The organism is Lysobacter korlensis, assembly GCF_042434515.1.
In genome coordinates, this window is the sequence record NZ_JBHLTG010000017.1 from 43,814 (window position 1) to 60,904 (window position 17,091).

Genomic DNA, 17,091 nt, shown 5'->3' on the forward strand with positions numbered 1-17,091 from the left:
TGCCCATGCACGTGCTCTATCTCAGCGCGCAGCAGCTGCTCCGTCTCGGCAAGGACGGGGCGCTGCATCCGGTGGACCCCGCGTCACTGCGCGGCGACGTCGCGGTGGTCGCGGATTTCATCGAAACGACCATCACCCGGGTCACGGTGCCGCAAGCGAAAGGTCTCGATGCGCGGCGCGTGCTGGAGCGGCGTGTCGCGCAGGAGTTCCGCGACACGGATTACCGCCTCGGCGTGCGCCTGGGCAAATCCGACAAGGCCGGGCACGACGAAGTGCTCGCCATCGGCATAGGCGCGCAGAAGACGCTCGACGCGGCGCTCGCAACCGGGCTGGAACACGGGCTGCGCGTGCGCGCGGTCTGGATCCCCGCGATGCTCGTTGCCGAACTGGTGCGACGCGCGAAAGGGCTGCCGGACCACGTGCTCGTGCTGCTGGCAACGCCGTCCGGCGTGCGGCAGGTCATCGTGAGCCGCGGAAAAGTGCTGCTGGGGCGCCTGATCCCCGGTGACGCGGAGTCGTTCACCGTCGAGCACCTGATGACGGAAGTCGACCGCACCGTGCAGTTCGTGCGCAACACTCGCCTGTTGCCACGCGAGGAAACGCTGGGCGTGCTCTGCTGGGGGCTGACGCAGCCGCGCGACGCCATCGCCGCGGCGTTGCCGCGCGGCATGGAAGTCGTCGGCATGCCGGCGATCCGCGGCATCGCGCCGCCCGAGACAGGCGGCCTGCCTGCCGTCATGGGCGCGGCGACACGGGTAGCACCGAAACTCCAGCTGGCACCGCTGCGCATACGGATCCATCACCTGGGCCGCCGCTGGCGGCAGGGAATGTATGCCGCGACCGCCGCGGGCCTGCTTGTGATCGGCGCGATGTGGATGCCGCTGAAGTCGGAAACGCGCGAGCTGGACCGGCAGGCGGACGCGACCCGACGCCATGCCGCGCAGGTGCAGGCCCCACTCGATGCGCTGCAGGCGAAGATCGCCGAGCGCAACATCCCGCTTGCGGTCGCCGCAACGGCGCTCGGGCTGCACACCACGCGCCTTGCGTCCACCGAACGGTTCGCGCGCGAGGCCGAAGAGCTCTCCGCCGTGCTCGCCGGTGCGCAGAGCGTGGAAATCATCGCGCTGAAATGGCGGGAGGAGCCGCCCACGTCCACGCAGGCGAGCAGCTGCAAGGATCCGGCGACCGTGGTCACGCTGGAAGCGCACCTGGCCGCCGACGTGCCACAGGGCGAGCGCGAAGTGCGCCTGAAGATGTTCGAGGAAACCCTCGGCTCCGGGCCGTACTGGACGGTGCTGCCCTCGCAGGCGATCAACAACAGCCAGACGCTCTCGTCGGAGGGCCTCGAGGCTCAGCTCTCCGCGCCGGTCGCCTACTGCCTCGGGAGGAAGCCGCGATGATGGCCACCTGGCGCGCGCTGCTCGCTTCGAGCGAACGCAAGCGCATGTTCGTCACCATCGGCGTCTGCCTTGCGCTGCTGATCGTGGGCGGGGTCGTGCTGTCGTCGGCGCGCACCACGAAGGCGGAGGCGCAGAAGCAGCTCGGCGCCGCCAAGAGCGCCGCGGCGACGATCGAAACGCGAGCGGCCGATCTCGGCCCGCTGATCCGTGACCCGGACGCGGTCGTGCGCCTGCACGATGAGCTGCGCGACGCCGGGCTCGTGGGCGAAGCCGACCGGCCGCGATGGATCGCGGCGCTGCGCCAGTCGTTGCAGGACGGCCCCTGGCTGCGGGCACGCTATCTGCTTGCCGGCAGCGAGACCGTCGCCGTGCCGGAGGCCGCGCAGCAATGGATCGACCTGCTCGGCGAGGTTGCGCCCACGCTGCGCGGGCAACCACTGACCCTCACGCTGGAAGGCACGCACGAGGGCGAAGTCCTCGATGTGCTGCAGCGCCTGCGCGAGTCGCGCGCGGGCGGCTTCGAACTGCTCGACTGCGACCTGCGGCGTCGCAAGGACACACTCGGTCTCGACGCCACCTGCACGCTGCGCTGGCTGAGCCTGTATCCCGCGCCGCTTCCGGAAATGGCGCCACTGGCCGGTCCGCCAGCAGGCGCAGGGGCAGCTGCCAAGGGGGCGGCGCCATGATTGGCCACTTCATTCGATCCGGGCTGCTGGCGCTGATGGTGTTGGCGTGGGACGCACCGGCCGCCACACCGCTGGGCCCGCTCGTTCTGACCCCCGAGGAGCGACATGCCCTTGCAGTCGCGCGCCTGCGCAGCAAGGAAGGCGAGGCGACGGCCGCCGCGGCGGAGGTGTATGTCCCGCGATGGATCACGCTCAAGGGCGTCACGCGCCGCCCGGGCCGCGGCGACATCGCCTGGCTCGGGGACACCGCCGTCATCGACGGGCAGCAGTGGGGCCCATACCGCGTCCAGATCCGCGGTGCACGGGTCTTCCTGCTGGCCGATGACGGACACGTCATGCAGCTTTCCGTCGGCACGGCATTCGAGCCGCGCCTGCGTGAAGTGCAGACCGCGCCCGGCGTGCAGGTCCGGAGGCGGCGGTGATGCGCCGCCGCGTTCCCGCGTCGCCACGCGCGTCGCGCGGCGCGGCGCTCATCGTGCTCGTGGTGGTCGTGTTGTCGATCATCACCGGCCTGCTGCTATCGCAATTGCTGGAAATCGACCCGCGGGTTGAATCGCGTAACCGCTCCAGCCGCACGCTCGCGATCGCACGCGACGCCCTGCTGGGCCATGCCGGCGCGCGCTATTGCAGCACGTCGCCGCCGCCCGCCCAGCTGCTGCCCTGCCCCGCGGCCGACGAGACCGGTACCGCACAGGCCACCTGCACCGCGCCCGCATCCGGCCCGCTGCCCTGGCTGAGCCTCGGCCTGCCACCGGAACGCGACCACGAGGCACGCGTTCCCACCTACACGCTGTCGAGCAGCACAGGCGCGACGGTCACCGCCGGCCAGACCGAAGACGTGCAGACGCTCGCGCTCGCGCTCGATCTCGCGGCGCTCGCCGCGCGGTGTCCGGCGCCGGCACCGCCGCCGCAGGACCCGCCACCTCCGCCGCCGCAGGACCCGCCGCCTCCGCCTCCGGAGGACCCGCCGCCTCCGCCGCCGCAAGACCCGCCTCCTCCGCCGCCGGAAAACCCACCTCCGCCACCGCCGCCACCTCCACCCCCTAGGAATCCCGCATGCCAGCCGCCCGCAAACACGCTGATGTCGTACGTGCATCCGAGCAGCAAGAACAACGGCTGCCGGCTGTCGGGCGGCACGATCCGCGCGGAATGCCAGACGGCGTACAACCAGATCCAGACGTGGGCCTGCCCGGCCGAGTGCAAGACGGCCGCCACAACCTTCCTCAACCCGCCATGCATCAACAGCCTCAACGCCACCGAATGCGACGCCGCGATCGCCGCGCTGATCCGGTGCGGCCAATGAAGCGCCAGAGCGGGTTCTCGCTGCTGGAAGTGGCCGTCGTGCTGGTGATCATGAGCCTGGTGCTGGGCGGGCTGCTGCTGACGATGGGCAACTACCAGCAGTACCAGCGCAGCTCCCAGACCCGCCGCGAACTGGCCGCCGCGCGCGATGCGCTGATCGGATTCGCCGCCACGCGCGGCCGCCTGCCCTGCCCGGCCGACCCGGGCGGCAACGGCCTCGAGCGCACGCCGACAGCCAGCGGCTGCACCACCGGCCAGTTCGGCGAACTGCCATGGGCGACGCTGGGCCTGCCGCGCTGGGATGCCTGGGGCATGCCCGTCAGCTATGCGGTGTCGGCCGAATTCGCCCGCAGCGCTTCCGGGGGCACCTTCGCCAGCTGCCCGCCAGGACAGCCGTCGACCGCGCCCACGAACGCCGTCTTCGCACTGTGCAGTGCCGGCACGCTGGGGGCACGCGACATCACCAACCTGGTGGTTGGCCAGCAGCTTCCGGCTGTGTTCTGGTCGGGTGGCCCGAATGGGGTCGGCACCGGCCCTGCGGAAACCGAGAACCGCGACGGCGACGTGGACTTCGTCGCCGACACGCCGACAGCCACGTTCGACGACCTGGTCGAGTGGGTGCCGCCCACCGTGCTTATGAACCGCATGGTGCAGGCCGGGCGCCTGCCATGAGGATGGGCCCGCCGCTGTGGCGTGCGTGGCTGCTGGCCGCCGCGCTCCTGGTCACGTTGGCGGGCTTCATCTTCCTCGCCGTACCCGACTCGGTGCCGATGCACGACGCGCTCGATCGCGCGGTGACCGGCATCTTGCTGGCCATCGGGGGCGCCGCACTGCTCACGGTCTGGCTGTGCACGCGTCCGTGACCGGCACCTTCTGTGGCGGCAGTCACAAATGCGGAAAAACCACGGAAATCGCCCTTGGGCCCGGGCCATTCGTGCCGTTGATCTACTTCGAACCCTCATCACACAGGATCCACCACATGCGTCGCCAACCGTCATTCCGCCGCTCGCAGGGCGGCTTCACCCTCGTCGAAATCGCAGTGGTCCTGGTGATCGTCGGCCTGCTCCTGGGCGCGGTGCTCAAGGGTCAGGAACTGATCGAGAACAGCCGCGTGCGCAGCGCCGTCAACGACATCACCGGCATCCGCGCGTCCACCTACGGTTACCTGGACCGCTACCGCGCCACCCCGGGTGACGACGCACGCATCGCCGGCCGCGGTGACACGTGGACCGGGCAGACCGCCGGCAATGGCAACAACATGATCGGCGTGGCGAATGCCAATCCGTTCGATGCGACCGGTGAAAACGTGCAGTTCTTCCAGCACCTGCGCGCCGCCGGCTTCCTGACCGGTGACGCCGCGGCGGCCACCCTGCCCATGAACGGCTTCGGCGGCCTGGTCGGCGTCTCGACGCTCACCACCGCCCTCGGCAACATGAACACCCGCGCGATCTGCGTCAGCCAGGCGCCGGGCAAGGCCGCGATTGCCATGGACAACCAGATGGACGACGGCGTGCCGAACACCGGCAGCGTTCGCGCGACCGAAGGCTCCGCCGGCTTGGACACCGCGCCGGGCGCGGTTGCCACGGCCTATAACGAAGCCGCTGTGTACACCCTCTGCACCCAGCTGTAATCGCTTCACACAGCTGCCTGGCGCAGCTTTGCGTAATACCTGCACGCCCCGCCATCGCGCGGGGCGTGTGCTTTTGGGGCCACCGTATCGTCGTTCCCGCGGGCCCGGCCGCTATAATTTCCGGTCTTCCCGCCGATCCGCCGCGCCGAACGCGCGCCGCCGCCATGTCCGACGTTTCCCTGCAGGCGCTGCGCCGCCGCACCTTTGCGATCATCTCCCACCCCGACGCCGGCAAGACCACGCTGACCGAAAAGCTGCTGCTGTTCGGCGGCGCGATCCAGATGGCCGGCTCGGTCAAGGGCCGCAAGGCCGCGCGCCATGCGACCTCCGACTGGATGGCGCTGGAAAAAGAGCGCGGCATCTCGGTGACCAGCTCGGTGATGCAGTTCCCTTACGAGGGCCGCATCGTCAACCTGCTCGACACGCCCGGCCACGCCGACTTCGGCGAGGACACCTACCGCGTGCTCACCGCGGTCGACTCTGCGCTGATGGTCATCGACGTCGCCAAGGGCGTCGAGGAGCGCACGATCAAGCTCATGGAGGTGTGCCGCCTGCGCGACACGCCGATCATGACGTTCATCAACAAGCTCGATCGCGAGGGCAAGAGCCCGATCGACCTGCTTGATGAAGTCGAGTCCGTGCTCAACATCCGCTGCGCGCCGATCACCTGGCCGATCGGCATGGGCCAGCGCCTGAAGGGCGTTGTGCACCTGATCACCGGCGAAGTGCACCTGTACGAACAGGGCCGCAACTTCACGCGGCAGGACTCGACGATCTTCTCGTCGATCGACGATCCCGCACTCGAGCAGCGCATCGGCGCGCAGATGCTGCAGGAGCTGCGCGACGAACTCGAGCTCGTCGAAGGCGCGTCGAACCCGTTCGACGTCGACGCCTACCTGCGCGGCGAGCAGACGCCGGTGTTCTTCGGCTCGGCGGTCAACAACTTCGGCGTGCAGCTGCTGCTGGACTTCTTCGTCGAGCACGCGCCGGCACCAAAGCCTCGCGCGACCACTGCGCGCGAAGTGCAGCCGACCGAGAACAAGCTCTCGGGCTTCGTGTTCAAGATCCAGGCGAACATGGACCCGCAGCACCGCGACCGCGTGGCATTCATGCGCATCTGCTCGGGCGCGTTCCACGCGGGCATGAAGGCCTTCCATCCGCGCACCGGCAAGGAGGTCAAGCTCGCGAATGCGCTGACGTTCATGGCCAGCGATCGCGAGATCGCGGAAAGCGCGTACCCGGGCGACGTGATCGGCATCCACAACCACGGCACGATCTCGATCGGCGATTCGTTCACCGAAGGCGAGTCGCTGAGCTTCACCGGCATCCCGAACTTCGCGCCCGAACTGTTCCGCCGCGCGCGCCTGCGTGATCCGCTCAAACTCAAGCAGCTGCAGAAGGGCCTCGCCCAGCTGTCCGAGGAGGGCGCGACGCAGTTCTTCAAGCCGCTGATGAGCAACGACCTGATCCTGGGCGCGGTTGGCGTACTGCAGTTCGATGTGGTCGCGTACCGGCTCAAGGACGAGTACGGCGTCGAGGCGACGTTCGAACAGGTCAGCGTCGCGACCGCCCGCTGGGTGCGCTGCGACAACCCGAGAAAGCTCGAGGAGTTCCGCGACAAGAACGCGCAGAACCTCGCCGTCGATGCGGCCGGGCAGCTGGTCTATCTCGCACCGACGCGCGTGAACCTGCAGCTCGCACAGGAGCGCGCGCCGGACGTGCAGTTCCACGCCACGCGAGAGCACGCACAGACGATCGCGCTGGACTGAAATCCGCCTGCGGGCCGCCACCGTCAGGCGGCCCGCTGCGTACGCTCACGTATAGTCCCGCCTGCGATGGGCCCCCTGCCCGTCCTGAGGACAGGACGCCAACGTGGACAATGCATCCGACGCGACCGCGGAAACGCTTGCCAGCCGGTCGCGCGATACGCGCGGCGCGACGGACGCCGGATCGATTTCCCGCGAAGAACTCGCAAACGCGCTGACCCACGGGCTTGCCGCGGTGGCCGCGCTCGCCGGCAGCGCGGTTCTGGTCACGCTCGCGGCGCTGCACGGCGATCGGTGGCAGCTCGCCGGCGCGATCGTGTTCGGGCTCTGCCTGCTGCTGCTCTACCTCGCATCGACGCTGTACCACGCGGTCCGGCGGCCCGAGGCGAAGGCCCGCATGAAGGTGCTCGATCACTGCGCGATCTACCTGCTGATCGCCGGCACCTACACCCCGTTCACGCTGATCAGCCTGCGCGGCCCGTGGGGCTGGGGTCTGTTTGCAGCGGTCTGGACGCTCGCGGTCGCAGGCATCGTGTTCAAGCTGTTCTACGCCGGGCGCTTCCGGCTGCTGTCGACCGCGCTGTACATCGCGATGGGCTGGATCGTGCTGATCGCGCTGCGCCCGCTGCTGGCGGCCGTGGACGACTGGACGTTCGGCTGGCTGCTCGCCGGCGGAGTGCTCTACACGCTGGGGACGGTGTTCTATCACCGCCCGTCGCTGCCGTATTCGCATGCGATCTGGCACCTGTTCGTCGTGGCAGGCAGCGTCTGCCATTACATCGCGGTCGCGGCCCAGGTGCTCACGCGCTGAACCGGCCGCAACGTGTTCACCGACGCTTGACCGGCCGCTGCCGAAGGTGGCCGCGACCGGCCGGAGTGCGCCATGCGACCAAGATCGAATCCGCTGCTGACGACTGGCCGTAGATCGCCACGGCCTGTGCCCACGCACATGTCGGCGTCGCGCCCGGCAGGCTGAGCCGAGATGGCCGAATCGACCGGCACCGACGCGACTGACGCGGGCCACCGCGGCGACGGAGCCCTTCAATGGCTGCGACAGCACCGGCTCGTGTCGGCCGCGCTCATGCTGCTGGTCGCGGTAATCACGCTCATTGCGTTGTGGGACTGGAATTGGTTCAAGGGGCCGCTTGAACGCGTGGTCGAGCGCCGCACCGGGCGCACGTTCGAGATTGGCGGCAACCTGGATGTCGATCTGGGCACCGTGCCGGTCATCAGCGCCGAGCAGGTGCGCTTCGGCAACGCACCGTGGGCGAGTGAACCGCTGATGGCCTCAGCCGACCTGGTCGAGTTCGGCATCGAGCTGTGGCCGCTGCTGCGTGGCGACGTGCGTATCCCGGATTTGCACCTGCGACGGCCGGTCGTGTCGCTCGAGATCGGCCCGCAGCGGATAGGCAACTGGCGCTTCGGCGAAGACGACGGTGGCGAAGGCGCACAATTCCGGCGCGTCCGCATCGACCGCGGCCAATTGGGCTTTCTCGATCCCAAGCGCGACACCGCTATCAGACTCGGCCTTACAAGCGCGGCAGCCCCAGCCCAAGGGCCGGCGCCGATCCACCTGACCGGCGGTGGCCGCTGGGAAGGCAACCCGTTCGAGGTCCGCGGCCGGGCCGAATCACCGCTGGCGCTGCGCGACCGTGAAGCGCCGTACCGGATCGACCTCACCGCGCAGGCGGGCGCCACGCGCGCCCACGCGCGCGGCACTCTGACCGACCCCATGCGCCTGCGCGGGTTCGACCTGCAGTTCGCGCTCAGCGGCGCCAGCCTCGAACACCTCTATCCGCTGCTGGGCCTTTCACTGCCACCGACGCCGCCGTACCGGCTCGACGGGCGCTTCAGGCGCGACGGCACCCGCTGGCGTTACGACGGCTTCCGCGGTCGCGTTGGCGACAGCGACCTGGCCGGCAGCGCCAGCGTGGAGACCGCCGGCCCGCGACCGTTCCTGCGTGCCGACCTCAAATCGACGCGGCTCGACTTCGACGACCTGGCCGGCTTCGTCGGCGCGACACCGAAGGCGGAGGAAGGCAAAGGTGCGAACCACGGAAACACCGCGCAAGCCGCATCGCGCACGCGTGTGTTGCCGGACACGCCGTACCGGCTCGAAAAGCTGCGCTCGATGGATGCCGATGTGCGCCTGGGCGCGGCCCGCATCAACGCCCCGGGCCTGCCGCTCGACAACATGGATGCGCATCTGAAGCTCCAGAACGGCGTGCTGGTGCTCGATCCGCTCGACTTCGGCGTCGCCGGCGGCACGATCCGCGCGGTCGTGCGCATGGACGCTCGCAAACCAACCATCCGCACCCGCGCCCGCATCGCCGCGCGCGGCCTCAACCTCGACCGGCTGGTGTCGAAGGTCGAGCTCGCGCGCGATGCCGTCGGCAAGGTCGGCGGCGACATCGTGCTGGCCGGGCAAGGCAACTCCGTCGCCGACATGCTCGCGACGGCCGACGGCGACGTCGCGGTTGGCATGGGCCGGGGCCGCGTCAGCAACCTGTTGATCGAGCTCGCCGGCCTCGACGTCGCCGAAGCGCTGAAGTTCATGCTGACCGAGGACCGCAAGGTGCCGGTGCGCTGCGCATTCGGCGATTTCAGCGTGCGCAGCGGCGTGATGACCACGCGTGCGTTCGCGTTCGATACCACCGACACGATCATCCTCGGCGAAGGCCGCATCAACCTGCGCGACGAAACCCTCGACCTGCGCCTGCGGCCGCGCCCGAAGGACCGCAGCCTGTTCTCGTTCCGCTCGCCACTGCTGGTCGACGGCACGTTCAAGGACCCCGACATCCGGCCGGACATGAAGCGCGTCGGATTGCGCGCGGCGTTCGCGCTTGCGCTCGGCACGATCGCACCGCCGGCGGCCCTGCTCGCCACGCTCGAGCTCGGCCCGGGCCAGAACGCGGACTGCGGCGGACGCTACGCACGCTGAGCGGCGCAACACGCGCCGCTTTCGCTGCGGGTCAGCTTGCGATGTAGCGCTGCAGCTGATCGAGTTCGACCTGCTGGTCCTCGATCACCGCCTTGACGAGGTCGCCGATCGAAACCACGCCCACCACCTGCCCTTCGTGCATCACCGGCAGGTGCCGCACGCGGCGCTCGGTCACCGTGCGCATGCAGCGGTCGACGGTGTCGAACGGGTCGACGGTGATCACGTTGTCGGACATCACGTCACGCACCGGCGTGTCCCGGGACGAGCGCCCCTGCAGCACGATCTTGCGCGCATAGTCGCGCTCGCTGACGATACCGACCAACTGGCCGCCCTCCATCACCAGCAGCGCGCCAATGCCGCGCTCAGCCATTTTCCGAATTGCGTCGATAACGGGCGCATCCGGCCCGATCGAGTGGATTTCAGGCGCTTTCGCCTGCAACAGTTGCCGTACGCTGCGCATCGCCGCCATCTCCGCTGGGGACTGCGTCCGAGCATACTCCCCGTGCCGGTCGCCACTCGTCGATGAGGTAGAGCGGGCGCTGCTTGGACTCCTCGTACAGACGGCCGAGGTACTCGCCGATCAGTCCCAGCGCAATCAGCTGCACACCGCCTAGGAACAGGATCACCGACATCATCGTCGGATAGCCGGCGACCGGGTCGCCCCAGACCAGCGCCTTGACGATGACCCAGGCGCCGAACGCGAACGCCACGCATGCGGTGAGCAGTCCGAGGTACGTGGCCAGCCGCAGCGGCGCCGTCGAAAAGCTCGTGATGCCCTCGAGCGCGAAGTTCCACAGCCGCCAGAAGTTGAACTTGCTGTCGCCGGCCGCGCGCGAGCCGCGGTGGTATTCGATCCCCGAGCGATTGAAACCCACCCAGCCAAACAACCCCTTCATGAAGCGGTGCCGTTCGCGCAGCTGCCGGAGTGCTGCGAGTGCGCGCGACGACAGCAGGCGGAAGTCGCCGGTGTCGGCAGGGATCGGCGTCTCCGACAACCGGCCAATCACCCGATAGAACGCATGCGCCGTGGCGCGCTTGAGCCAGCCTTCGCCCTCGCGCTCGATGCGCGTGCCGTACACGTCGTCATATCCATCGCGCCACCGCTCGACGAACGCACCGATCAGCTCCGGCGGGTCCTGCCCGTCCGCATCGAGAATCAACGCGGCGCCTTCGTCGACGAGGTCCAGCCCCGCCGTCAGCGCAGCCTCCTTGCCAAAGTTGCGCGACAGCCGCAGCAGCGAGACGCGCGGATCGTCGGCCAGCGACTGCATCACCGCCCAGGTCGCATCGCGGCTTCCGTCGTCGACGTACAGCACGCGGCCATCGATACCGGACAACGCATCCAGCGCCGCGACGATGCGCGGGTGCAGCAGCGGCAGGCTGTCGGCCTCGTTGAACGCGGCGACGACGACGGTGAGGCGTTCGGTGCTCATGCGCGCATGGTACGGGCGCAGGCTGGGCCGTGAAGCGGCCGCATCCTGTCGTTACGAATTAATAGCTCGCGCTTCAATCGAGCGATCGCAGGTAGGACGCGCCACCGATCTGGCGCATCTGCCGCTGGATCGCGCGACTGCGCCGCTGCACGTACGGCCCCGGGCGGGCGGCGCTGTAGCGTTTCGGGCTGGGCAGCACCGCCGCCAGCCGCGCCGCCTGCGCCGCGCTCAGCCGCGAAGCATCGCGGTCGAAGTACGTGCGCGCAGCGGCCTGTGCGCCGTACACACCGTCGCCAAACTCGGCCACGTTCACGTACACCTCGAGGATCCGCCGCTTCGGCCACAGCGCCTCGATCAACAGCGTGTACCAGGCCTCGATGCCCTTGCGCACCCAGCTGCGGCCGCTCCACAGGAACAGGTTCTTCGCCGTCTGCTGGCTGATCGTGCTGCCGCCGCGCACCTTGCGACCGCGCGCGTTGTCCTTGCGCGCCTTCTCGATCGCCTTGAGGTCGAAGCCGAAGTGATGCGCGAAGTTCTGGTCCTCGGCGGCGACCAGTGCCACCGGCACGTTGGACGACATCGAATCGAGATCACGCCAGTCGTGCGCGATGCGGAATCCGAAGTCGCCCTCGCCCCAGGCCTCGACCTGCCGGATCGCCATGAATGCCGAAAAAGGCGGATCGATGAAGCGCAACGCCAATACCTGCACCACCGTCAGCACAACGAGCATCAACGGCACGCCGAGCAGCCAGCGCCGCCATCGACGCCGCGGGCGTGGCGCCCGCGTCGCACTCATGCGGTCACCTGCTTGCACCGGTCGATTCGAATCCCCATCTGCACCACACTCTCCGCCCTGTCTCAGGCGCATTATCCGTAATGCGCCCCGCCCTGCATGAGCCCGACGATGACCGACCCCCGCCCCGCCCCTGCCGGCCACGACCGGCTGACCCGTTTCCTCATCGAAGGCGCCGGCGTGCGTGGCGTGCACGTCCAGCTCGACGAAACCTGGCGCCAGATCTGCGAGCGCAGCGAATATCCGCAGGCGGCTGCCGAACTGCTCGGCGAAGCCGCGGCCGCCAGCGCGCTTTTCACCGGCCACGCCAAGGTGGACGGACGCCTGTCCGTGCAGCTGCGCGGCGAGAACGCGCTGCGTACGCTGTTTGCCGAATGCACCGCCGCCGGCACATTGCGCGGCATCGCCCAGATCGCTGACGGGGGCGAGGTCGAGCGGGACCTGCGGTCGATGGGCGAAGGCGCGGTTCTCGCGATCACGATCGAAAGCCCCTCGCGCGGCGGCCGCGACCCAATGCGCTACCAGGGCCTGGTCGCGCTGCAGGCGCAGACCCTTGCCGGCGCGTTCGAGGACTACTTCGTGCAGTCCGAACAGTTGCCGACCCGACTGCTGCTCGCCGCCGACGGCCAGCGGGCCGCGGGCGTGATGCTGCAGAAGCTGCCGGGCGACGCCGGCGACGAGGACGGCTGGATCCGCGCGGTTTCGCTGTTCGAAACGCTAGGCAGCACGGAACTGCTCACCACGCCGGTCGAGGATCTCGCCCTTAGGCTCTTCCATGAGGACGGCGTGCGCCTGTTGGACACGAAGCCGCTGCGCTTCGCCTGCTCCTGCTCGCGCGAACGCGTCGAGTCGATGCTCGTCTCGCTGGGCCAGGACGAGGCCACCGCCGCGATCCAGGACAACGGGTACGCTCAGGTGCGCTGCGAATTCTGCGGCCAGACGTACCGCTTCGACGCGCCGCAAATCGACGGCCTGTTCGCACCGGGCGCGAACGAGATGCAAGCCCCGGATCGCCTGCAATAAAGGAGTCACACGGCCTTCATGGATTGTTAAATAAATATAAACACCCTATAGTTCCGGCCACGCCCTCTTCGGAACTTGCGCCGACCTTTCCTGTCGTAGCCACACCATGCGCACCCTCGTCCGCCTCTCGCTTTCCGTCCTGCTCGCCCTGGGTGCAGCCACGGGCGCGTCCGCGCAGTCGAGCGCGAAAAGCCGCGACGCGGCGGTGCTCCCGGTGTGGAACCAGGCCAGCGGCAAGCTCGAAGCCGTGCTGCTGCTCGAGCCGACCGGCAACCGCGTCAACGCCGGCAAGTGGAAGCTCGGCAACAGCACGCTCGACACGACATTCGGCGTCGATGGCGGCAACAACCTCGGCCTGGTCTGCGACCGCAGGAGCGGACTGATTCGCGGCATCGGCAACCTGATCGACAACTGCATGGTCGCCGCGCTCGACACCGACAGCAGCCGTCAGGCCAGCGCCGGCGCCAGCCTCAGCCGCCCGGGCGGCAAGGTCGGCGTGACCACCGGCACCAGCCGTGACCAGATCCCCGGCTGGCTGAGCCCGACGAACCGCCCCGCACGCGTCGACCAGAACTCTCTGACCGTCTACGGCCAGAAGAACGTCGGCCGCGAGGCCACCGTCTCGATCGGCGGCACCTGGGCCCGCGCGCGGCTGATCCCCGCCGCCGACATGCCGGCCTCGGTCACCGACCGCTGGACCAGCAAGAGCTTCGCCGTCGGCGCCGGCCTCGGCACATTTGGCGCAAACGTCGTCGGCCGCGTACTCGACACTCCCACCCAGCCCGGCGACTTCCGCGGCCTCGACCTCGGCCTGACCTGGCGCACGCCGTGGAGCGGCCAGCTCACCGTCGGCGCCGAGAACGTCGTCACCCGCGGCAAGAACCCGTTCGCGCCGGTGGGTGGCGACGAGGATGACGGTACGGTCCCGTATGTCAGGTACGAACAGGACCTGTAGAGCGCGAGCGTATCCATCCGTCGCTTGAGGCCGCCCAAGAGGGCGGCTTTTTAGTTTTGCGCTCTTTTGTTAACAACACTTTAATTTCTCTCTCCGCGCGGCTACCATCGGGCCGGCCCTGTCTATATCGGCATCACCTTGATGCCTCTTGGCGGGCTCCCTTGGGAACTACCAAGCCTCACTTGGAGAGAGAGATGAGCATCAAGACCAGCAGACTCCGCGATGCGATCACGTTCGCACTCGTGGTGGGTGCGACCAGCGCAATCGGCACCGGCGCGGCGCTCGCGCAGGCGCAGGAAGCACAGACCGGGCAGGAAGAAGCCGCGACCCTCGACACGGTCGTCGTCACCGGTACTCGCATCCAGAGCCAGACCGTCACGGCTTCGTCGCCCGTCGCCGAGATCCAGTCCGAAGAGTTCCAGTACACCGGCTCGACCCGGGTTGAAGACCTGGTCAACCAGTACCCGCAGCTGTCGCCGAACTTCGATTCGTTCGAGAACAACGGCGCAACCGGCTATGCGACCGTCAGCCTGCGCGGCCTTGGTGCCTCGCGCACCCTGACGCTCGTCAACGGCTTCCGTCTGCCGCCGGGCGCGTTCGAAGTGCGCGACATCAGCATCGTGCCGGCCGCGCTCGTGAGCCGCGTCGACATCCTGACCGGTGGCGCCTCGGCCGTGTACGGCTCGGACGCAATCGTCGGTGTCGTCAACTTCATCCTCGATGACGAGTTCGAAGGCGTCAGCCTGAGCGCCGGCTATTCGGCCTACCAGCACGACAACGACAACGAATACATCCAGGGCCTGCAGGCTGCTCGTGGCTTCCCGTCCCCGGACGGCGATTCCGGCTTCGACGGCATCTCGCGCAACATCGACCTCGTGGTCGGTGGCTCCTTCGCCGATGGTGCCGGCCACGCGACCGCATGGGCGACCTGGCGTCAGAACGACCCGCTGTTCCAGGGTCAGCGCGACTACGCGGCCTGCGCCCTCTCGGGAAGCGGCCTGGCTTGCGGCGGCTCCAACACCAACGCGGCCGGTAACTTCTACTTCTTCCAGCAGGGTGCAGGCGTCCCCGGCGGCTTCCGCGGTACGAACGCCAGCCTCAACCCGGACGGCTCGTTCCGCACCGGTTACGGCGCGCCGTACAACTTCGCCCCGATCAACTACTACCAGCGTCCCGACGAGCGTTACACGTTCGGCTCGACGATCAAGTACGAAGTCAACGAACACTTCCGTCCGTACCTCGAGACGATGTTCGTCAACAAGCGCAGCTCGATTCAGGTCGCGGAGTCCGGTGCGTTCTTCACCGCGCTCACGCTGGACTGTGCGAATCCGATCCTCGGCAGCGCCTGCGCCGACCTCGGCTTCGTTCCGGGGGTGCCGCTCAACACGTACGTCGCGAAGCGTAACGTCGAAGGCGGCCCGCGCCGCACCGACGATGAGACCAATTCTTTCCGCGTCGTTGCGGGCGTCGAGGGCGACCTCGGTGATGGTTGGGCGTACAACGCGTCGTACCTGTACGCGGCGACCAGCTCGAACGTCCAGGGCTTCAACGACTTCCTGTCCAACCGCATCGTTTCGGCGATCCTCGGTTGCCCGGTTGGTAACACGTTCACGGGGTGCATTCCCTACAACGTGTTCGTACCGGGTGGCGTGACGCCTGAAGCGGCCGCCGCTTTGTCGGGCACGAGCTTCGACTCGACGCAGACCACGCTGAAGAGCATCAATGCGTTCATCAGCGGCGACACCGGCGTGAGCCTGCCGTGGGTGGCCGACGGCAACATCAACGTCGTGTTCGGTACCGAGTGGCGTGAGGAGACCTACAACACGATCTCCGACATCGACAGCCAGAACGGCAACTTTGCCGGCGCCGGCGGTCCGTCGCTGCCGCTCAGCGGCGAGATCAGCGTCTCGGAAATCTTCATGGAAGCCGCGGTTCCGCTGCTTCGTGACACCGCATTTGTCGAGGATCTGACGCTCGACCTCGGCTACCGTCTGTCGGATTACGACCGTTCGGGTCGCGCGAACACCTGGAAAGTGGGCCTCAACGCCGACCTGGGCGAGTTCCGCGTGCGCACCGGCTACAACCACGCGATTCGTGCGCCGGGCATTGGTGACCTGTTCGACCAGCAGCAGATCGCTCTTTACAGCGGCGTCGACCCTTGCGCTGGCGCGAATCCCATCCTGACTCCGCAGCAGTGCCTCAACACGGGCGTGCCGCTGGACCGATACGGCACTGTGCCGAGCAACACGGCTGGGCAGAACAACCAGTTCATCGGCGGCAACCCGAACCTCCAGCCAGAAGAAGGCGACACGTTCACGTTCGGCGTGGTGTACAACCCGACCGCGAGCCTGCAGCTGAGCGCCGATTACTTCGACATCAAGATCGAAGAGACGATTGGGGCGATCGGTGCGGATACCATCCTGCAGTTCTGCGCGCGAACGGGCGACCCGTTCCTCTGCAGCCGCGTCCAGCGTAATCCGGTTTCGTTCGACCTGTTCCGCGGCAACGACGCCACCTCTGGCCGGGTGGTCAACCTTGACGACAACTTTGGCGAAATCGTCTACCGCGGCATCGACCTCGGTGCAAATTACCGTTGGGAAATGCTCGGTGGTCGCTTCTCGACGTCGTTCAACGGCACCTACCTCATGGAAGAAGAGCGTGCGCCGCTTCCGGGCGTGAACGAGGACGCTACCTTCGACTGTGCCGGCAAGATCAGCCCGCAGTGCCAGTCCTACAAGTGGCGTCATATCGCGAGCCTGCGTTATGCGCGTGACTTCTACACGGTCAACCTCGGCTGGCGCTATTTCGGCGCGCTGGATTACGAGAATGACGCTGGCGTAGCGCTGACGACCGACAAGCTGATCTGCGAAAACGTCGGCACCCCGGGCACGGCGACGTGCCGTGGTGACGGTGAAGTCGGTGCGTTCAACTACATCGACCTTTCCGCTTCGGCCTTTATCGGTCAGAACACGGAAATCACCCTCGGCGTCAACAACATCGCCGACAAAGAGCCGCCGCTGGTTGGCAGCACGTTGGCGACCAACGGCAACGCCGTCGGTGGCTACGATCAGGCGGGCCGGTACTTCTTCGGTTCGATCAGCTTCAAGTTCTAATGTCGTAACCTAGCTTCGTCAGGAAGCATTGAGCGGCGGGCTACGGCCC

The 17,091-nt window shown here is 68.0% G+C and carries 16 protein-coding genes; 13 read left to right on the plus strand and 3 right to left on the minus strand.

The window, feature by feature from the left end; all coding sequences use genetic code 11:
* Positions 1 to 5 precede the first annotated feature (5 nt).
* The 10 genes from ACFFGH_RS33295 (at position 6) to ACFFGH_RS33340 (ending at position 9,725) form a co-directional block, all read left to right on the plus strand.
* On the plus strand, positions 6 to 1,400 hold the full coding sequence (locus ACFFGH_RS33295) for a hypothetical protein (protein ID WP_386677033.1): 1,395 nt from the start codon (positions 6 to 8) through the stop codon (positions 1,398 to 1,400).
* Positions 1,397 to 2,086: a hypothetical protein gene (locus ACFFGH_RS33300; RefSeq protein ID WP_386677035.1), complete on the plus strand. Its 690-nt coding sequence runs from the start codon at positions 1,397 to 1,399 to the stop codon at positions 2,084 to 2,086. Before ACFFGH_RS33295 ends, ACFFGH_RS33300 begins: the two co-directional genes overlap by 4 nt.
* A complete protein-coding gene (locus ACFFGH_RS33305) occupies positions 2,083 to 2,508 on the plus strand; it encodes a hypothetical protein (protein ID WP_386677036.1) in 426 nt (141 codons plus the stop codon). The genes ACFFGH_RS33300 and ACFFGH_RS33305 overlap by 4 nt, the downstream gene beginning before the upstream one ends.
* On the plus strand, positions 2,508 to 3,389 hold the full coding sequence (locus ACFFGH_RS33310) for a hypothetical protein (protein WP_386677039.1): 882 nt from the start codon (positions 2,508 to 2,510) through the stop codon (positions 3,387 to 3,389). The genes ACFFGH_RS33305 and ACFFGH_RS33310 overlap by 1 nt, the downstream gene beginning before the upstream one ends.
* Positions 3,386 to 4,060, plus strand: a complete 675-nt coding sequence (locus ACFFGH_RS33315; RefSeq protein ID WP_386677040.1) for a type II secretion system protein — start codon at positions 3,386 to 3,388, stop codon at positions 4,058 to 4,060. The genes ACFFGH_RS33310 and ACFFGH_RS33315 overlap by 4 nt, the downstream gene beginning before the upstream one ends.
* Positions 4,057 to 4,251: a hypothetical protein gene (locus tag ACFFGH_RS33320; RefSeq protein ID WP_386677042.1), complete on the plus strand. Its 195-nt coding sequence runs from the start codon at positions 4,057 to 4,059 to the stop codon at positions 4,249 to 4,251. Before ACFFGH_RS33315 ends, ACFFGH_RS33320 begins: the two co-directional genes overlap by 4 nt.
* On the plus strand, positions 4,248 to 5,018 hold the full coding sequence (locus ACFFGH_RS33325; protein WP_386677047.1) for a prepilin-type N-terminal cleavage/methylation domain-containing protein: 771 nt from the start codon (positions 4,248 to 4,250) through the stop codon (positions 5,016 to 5,018). Before ACFFGH_RS33320 ends, ACFFGH_RS33325 begins: the two co-directional genes overlap by 4 nt.
* 164 nt (positions 5,019 to 5,182) lie before the next feature.
* Positions 5,183 to 6,787: a peptide chain release factor 3 gene (locus ACFFGH_RS33330; protein WP_386677086.1), complete on the plus strand. Its 1,605-nt coding sequence runs from the start codon at positions 5,183 to 5,185 to the stop codon at positions 6,785 to 6,787.
* A 184-nt stretch (positions 6,788 to 6,971) separates the two neighbouring features.
* Positions 6,972 to 7,595 carry a PAQR family membrane homeostasis protein TrhA gene (trhA, locus tag ACFFGH_RS33335; RefSeq protein WP_386677088.1) on the plus strand — a complete coding sequence of 208 codons (624 nt, stop codon included), beginning with the start codon at positions 6,972 to 6,974 and terminating at the stop codon, positions 7,593 to 7,595.
* A 171-nt stretch (positions 7,596 to 7,766) separates the two neighbouring features.
* Positions 7,767 to 9,725 carry an AsmA family protein gene (locus ACFFGH_RS33340; RefSeq protein ID WP_386677049.1) on the plus strand — a complete coding sequence of 653 codons (1,959 nt, stop codon included), beginning with the start codon at positions 7,767 to 7,769 and terminating at the stop codon, positions 9,723 to 9,725.
* A gap of 31 nt (positions 9,726 to 9,756) precedes the next feature.
* On the opposite strand, the gene ACFFGH_RS33345 is transcribed toward ACFFGH_RS33340, so the two are convergent.
* From ACFFGH_RS33345 to mtgA, 3 genes are all read right to left on the minus strand, one after another.
* Positions 9,757 to 10,185: a CBS domain-containing protein gene (locus tag ACFFGH_RS33345; protein WP_386677090.1), complete on the minus strand. Its 429-nt coding sequence runs from the start codon at positions 10,183 to 10,185 to the stop codon at positions 9,757 to 9,759.
* Positions 10,145 to 11,158: a glycosyltransferase family 2 protein gene (locus ACFFGH_RS33350; RefSeq protein WP_386677051.1), complete on the minus strand. Its 1,014-nt coding sequence runs from the start codon at positions 11,156 to 11,158 to the stop codon at positions 10,145 to 10,147. The genes ACFFGH_RS33345 and ACFFGH_RS33350 overlap by 41 nt, the downstream gene beginning before the upstream one ends.
* Positions 11,159 to 11,231: 73 nt before the next feature.
* A complete protein-coding gene (mtgA, locus tag ACFFGH_RS33355; RefSeq protein ID WP_386677054.1) occupies positions 11,232 to 11,954 on the minus strand; it encodes a monofunctional biosynthetic peptidoglycan transglycosylase in 723 nt (240 codons plus the stop codon).
* Positions 11,955 to 12,062: 108 nt separating this feature from the next.
* Here mtgA and hslO point away from each other — a divergent pair, with 108 nt between their 5' ends.
* The 3 genes from hslO (at position 12,063) to ACFFGH_RS33370 (ending at position 17,042) form a co-directional block, all read left to right on the plus strand.
* Complete coding sequence (hslO, locus tag ACFFGH_RS33360; protein ID WP_386677056.1) at positions 12,063 to 12,974, plus strand: Hsp33 family molecular chaperone HslO; 912 nt, start codon at positions 12,063 to 12,065, stop codon at positions 12,972 to 12,974.
* Between the two features lie 106 nt (positions 12,975 to 13,080).
* Entirely contained in the window at positions 13,081 to 13,929 is an 849-nt protein-coding gene (locus tag ACFFGH_RS33365; protein WP_386677058.1) for an XOO1806 family protein, read from the plus strand.
* Between the two features lie 194 nt (positions 13,930 to 14,123).
* Entirely contained in the window at positions 14,124 to 17,042 is a 2,919-nt protein-coding gene (locus tag ACFFGH_RS33370; protein ID WP_386677060.1) for a TonB-dependent receptor domain-containing protein, read from the plus strand.
* Positions 17,043 to 17,091: the final 49 nt, after the last annotated feature.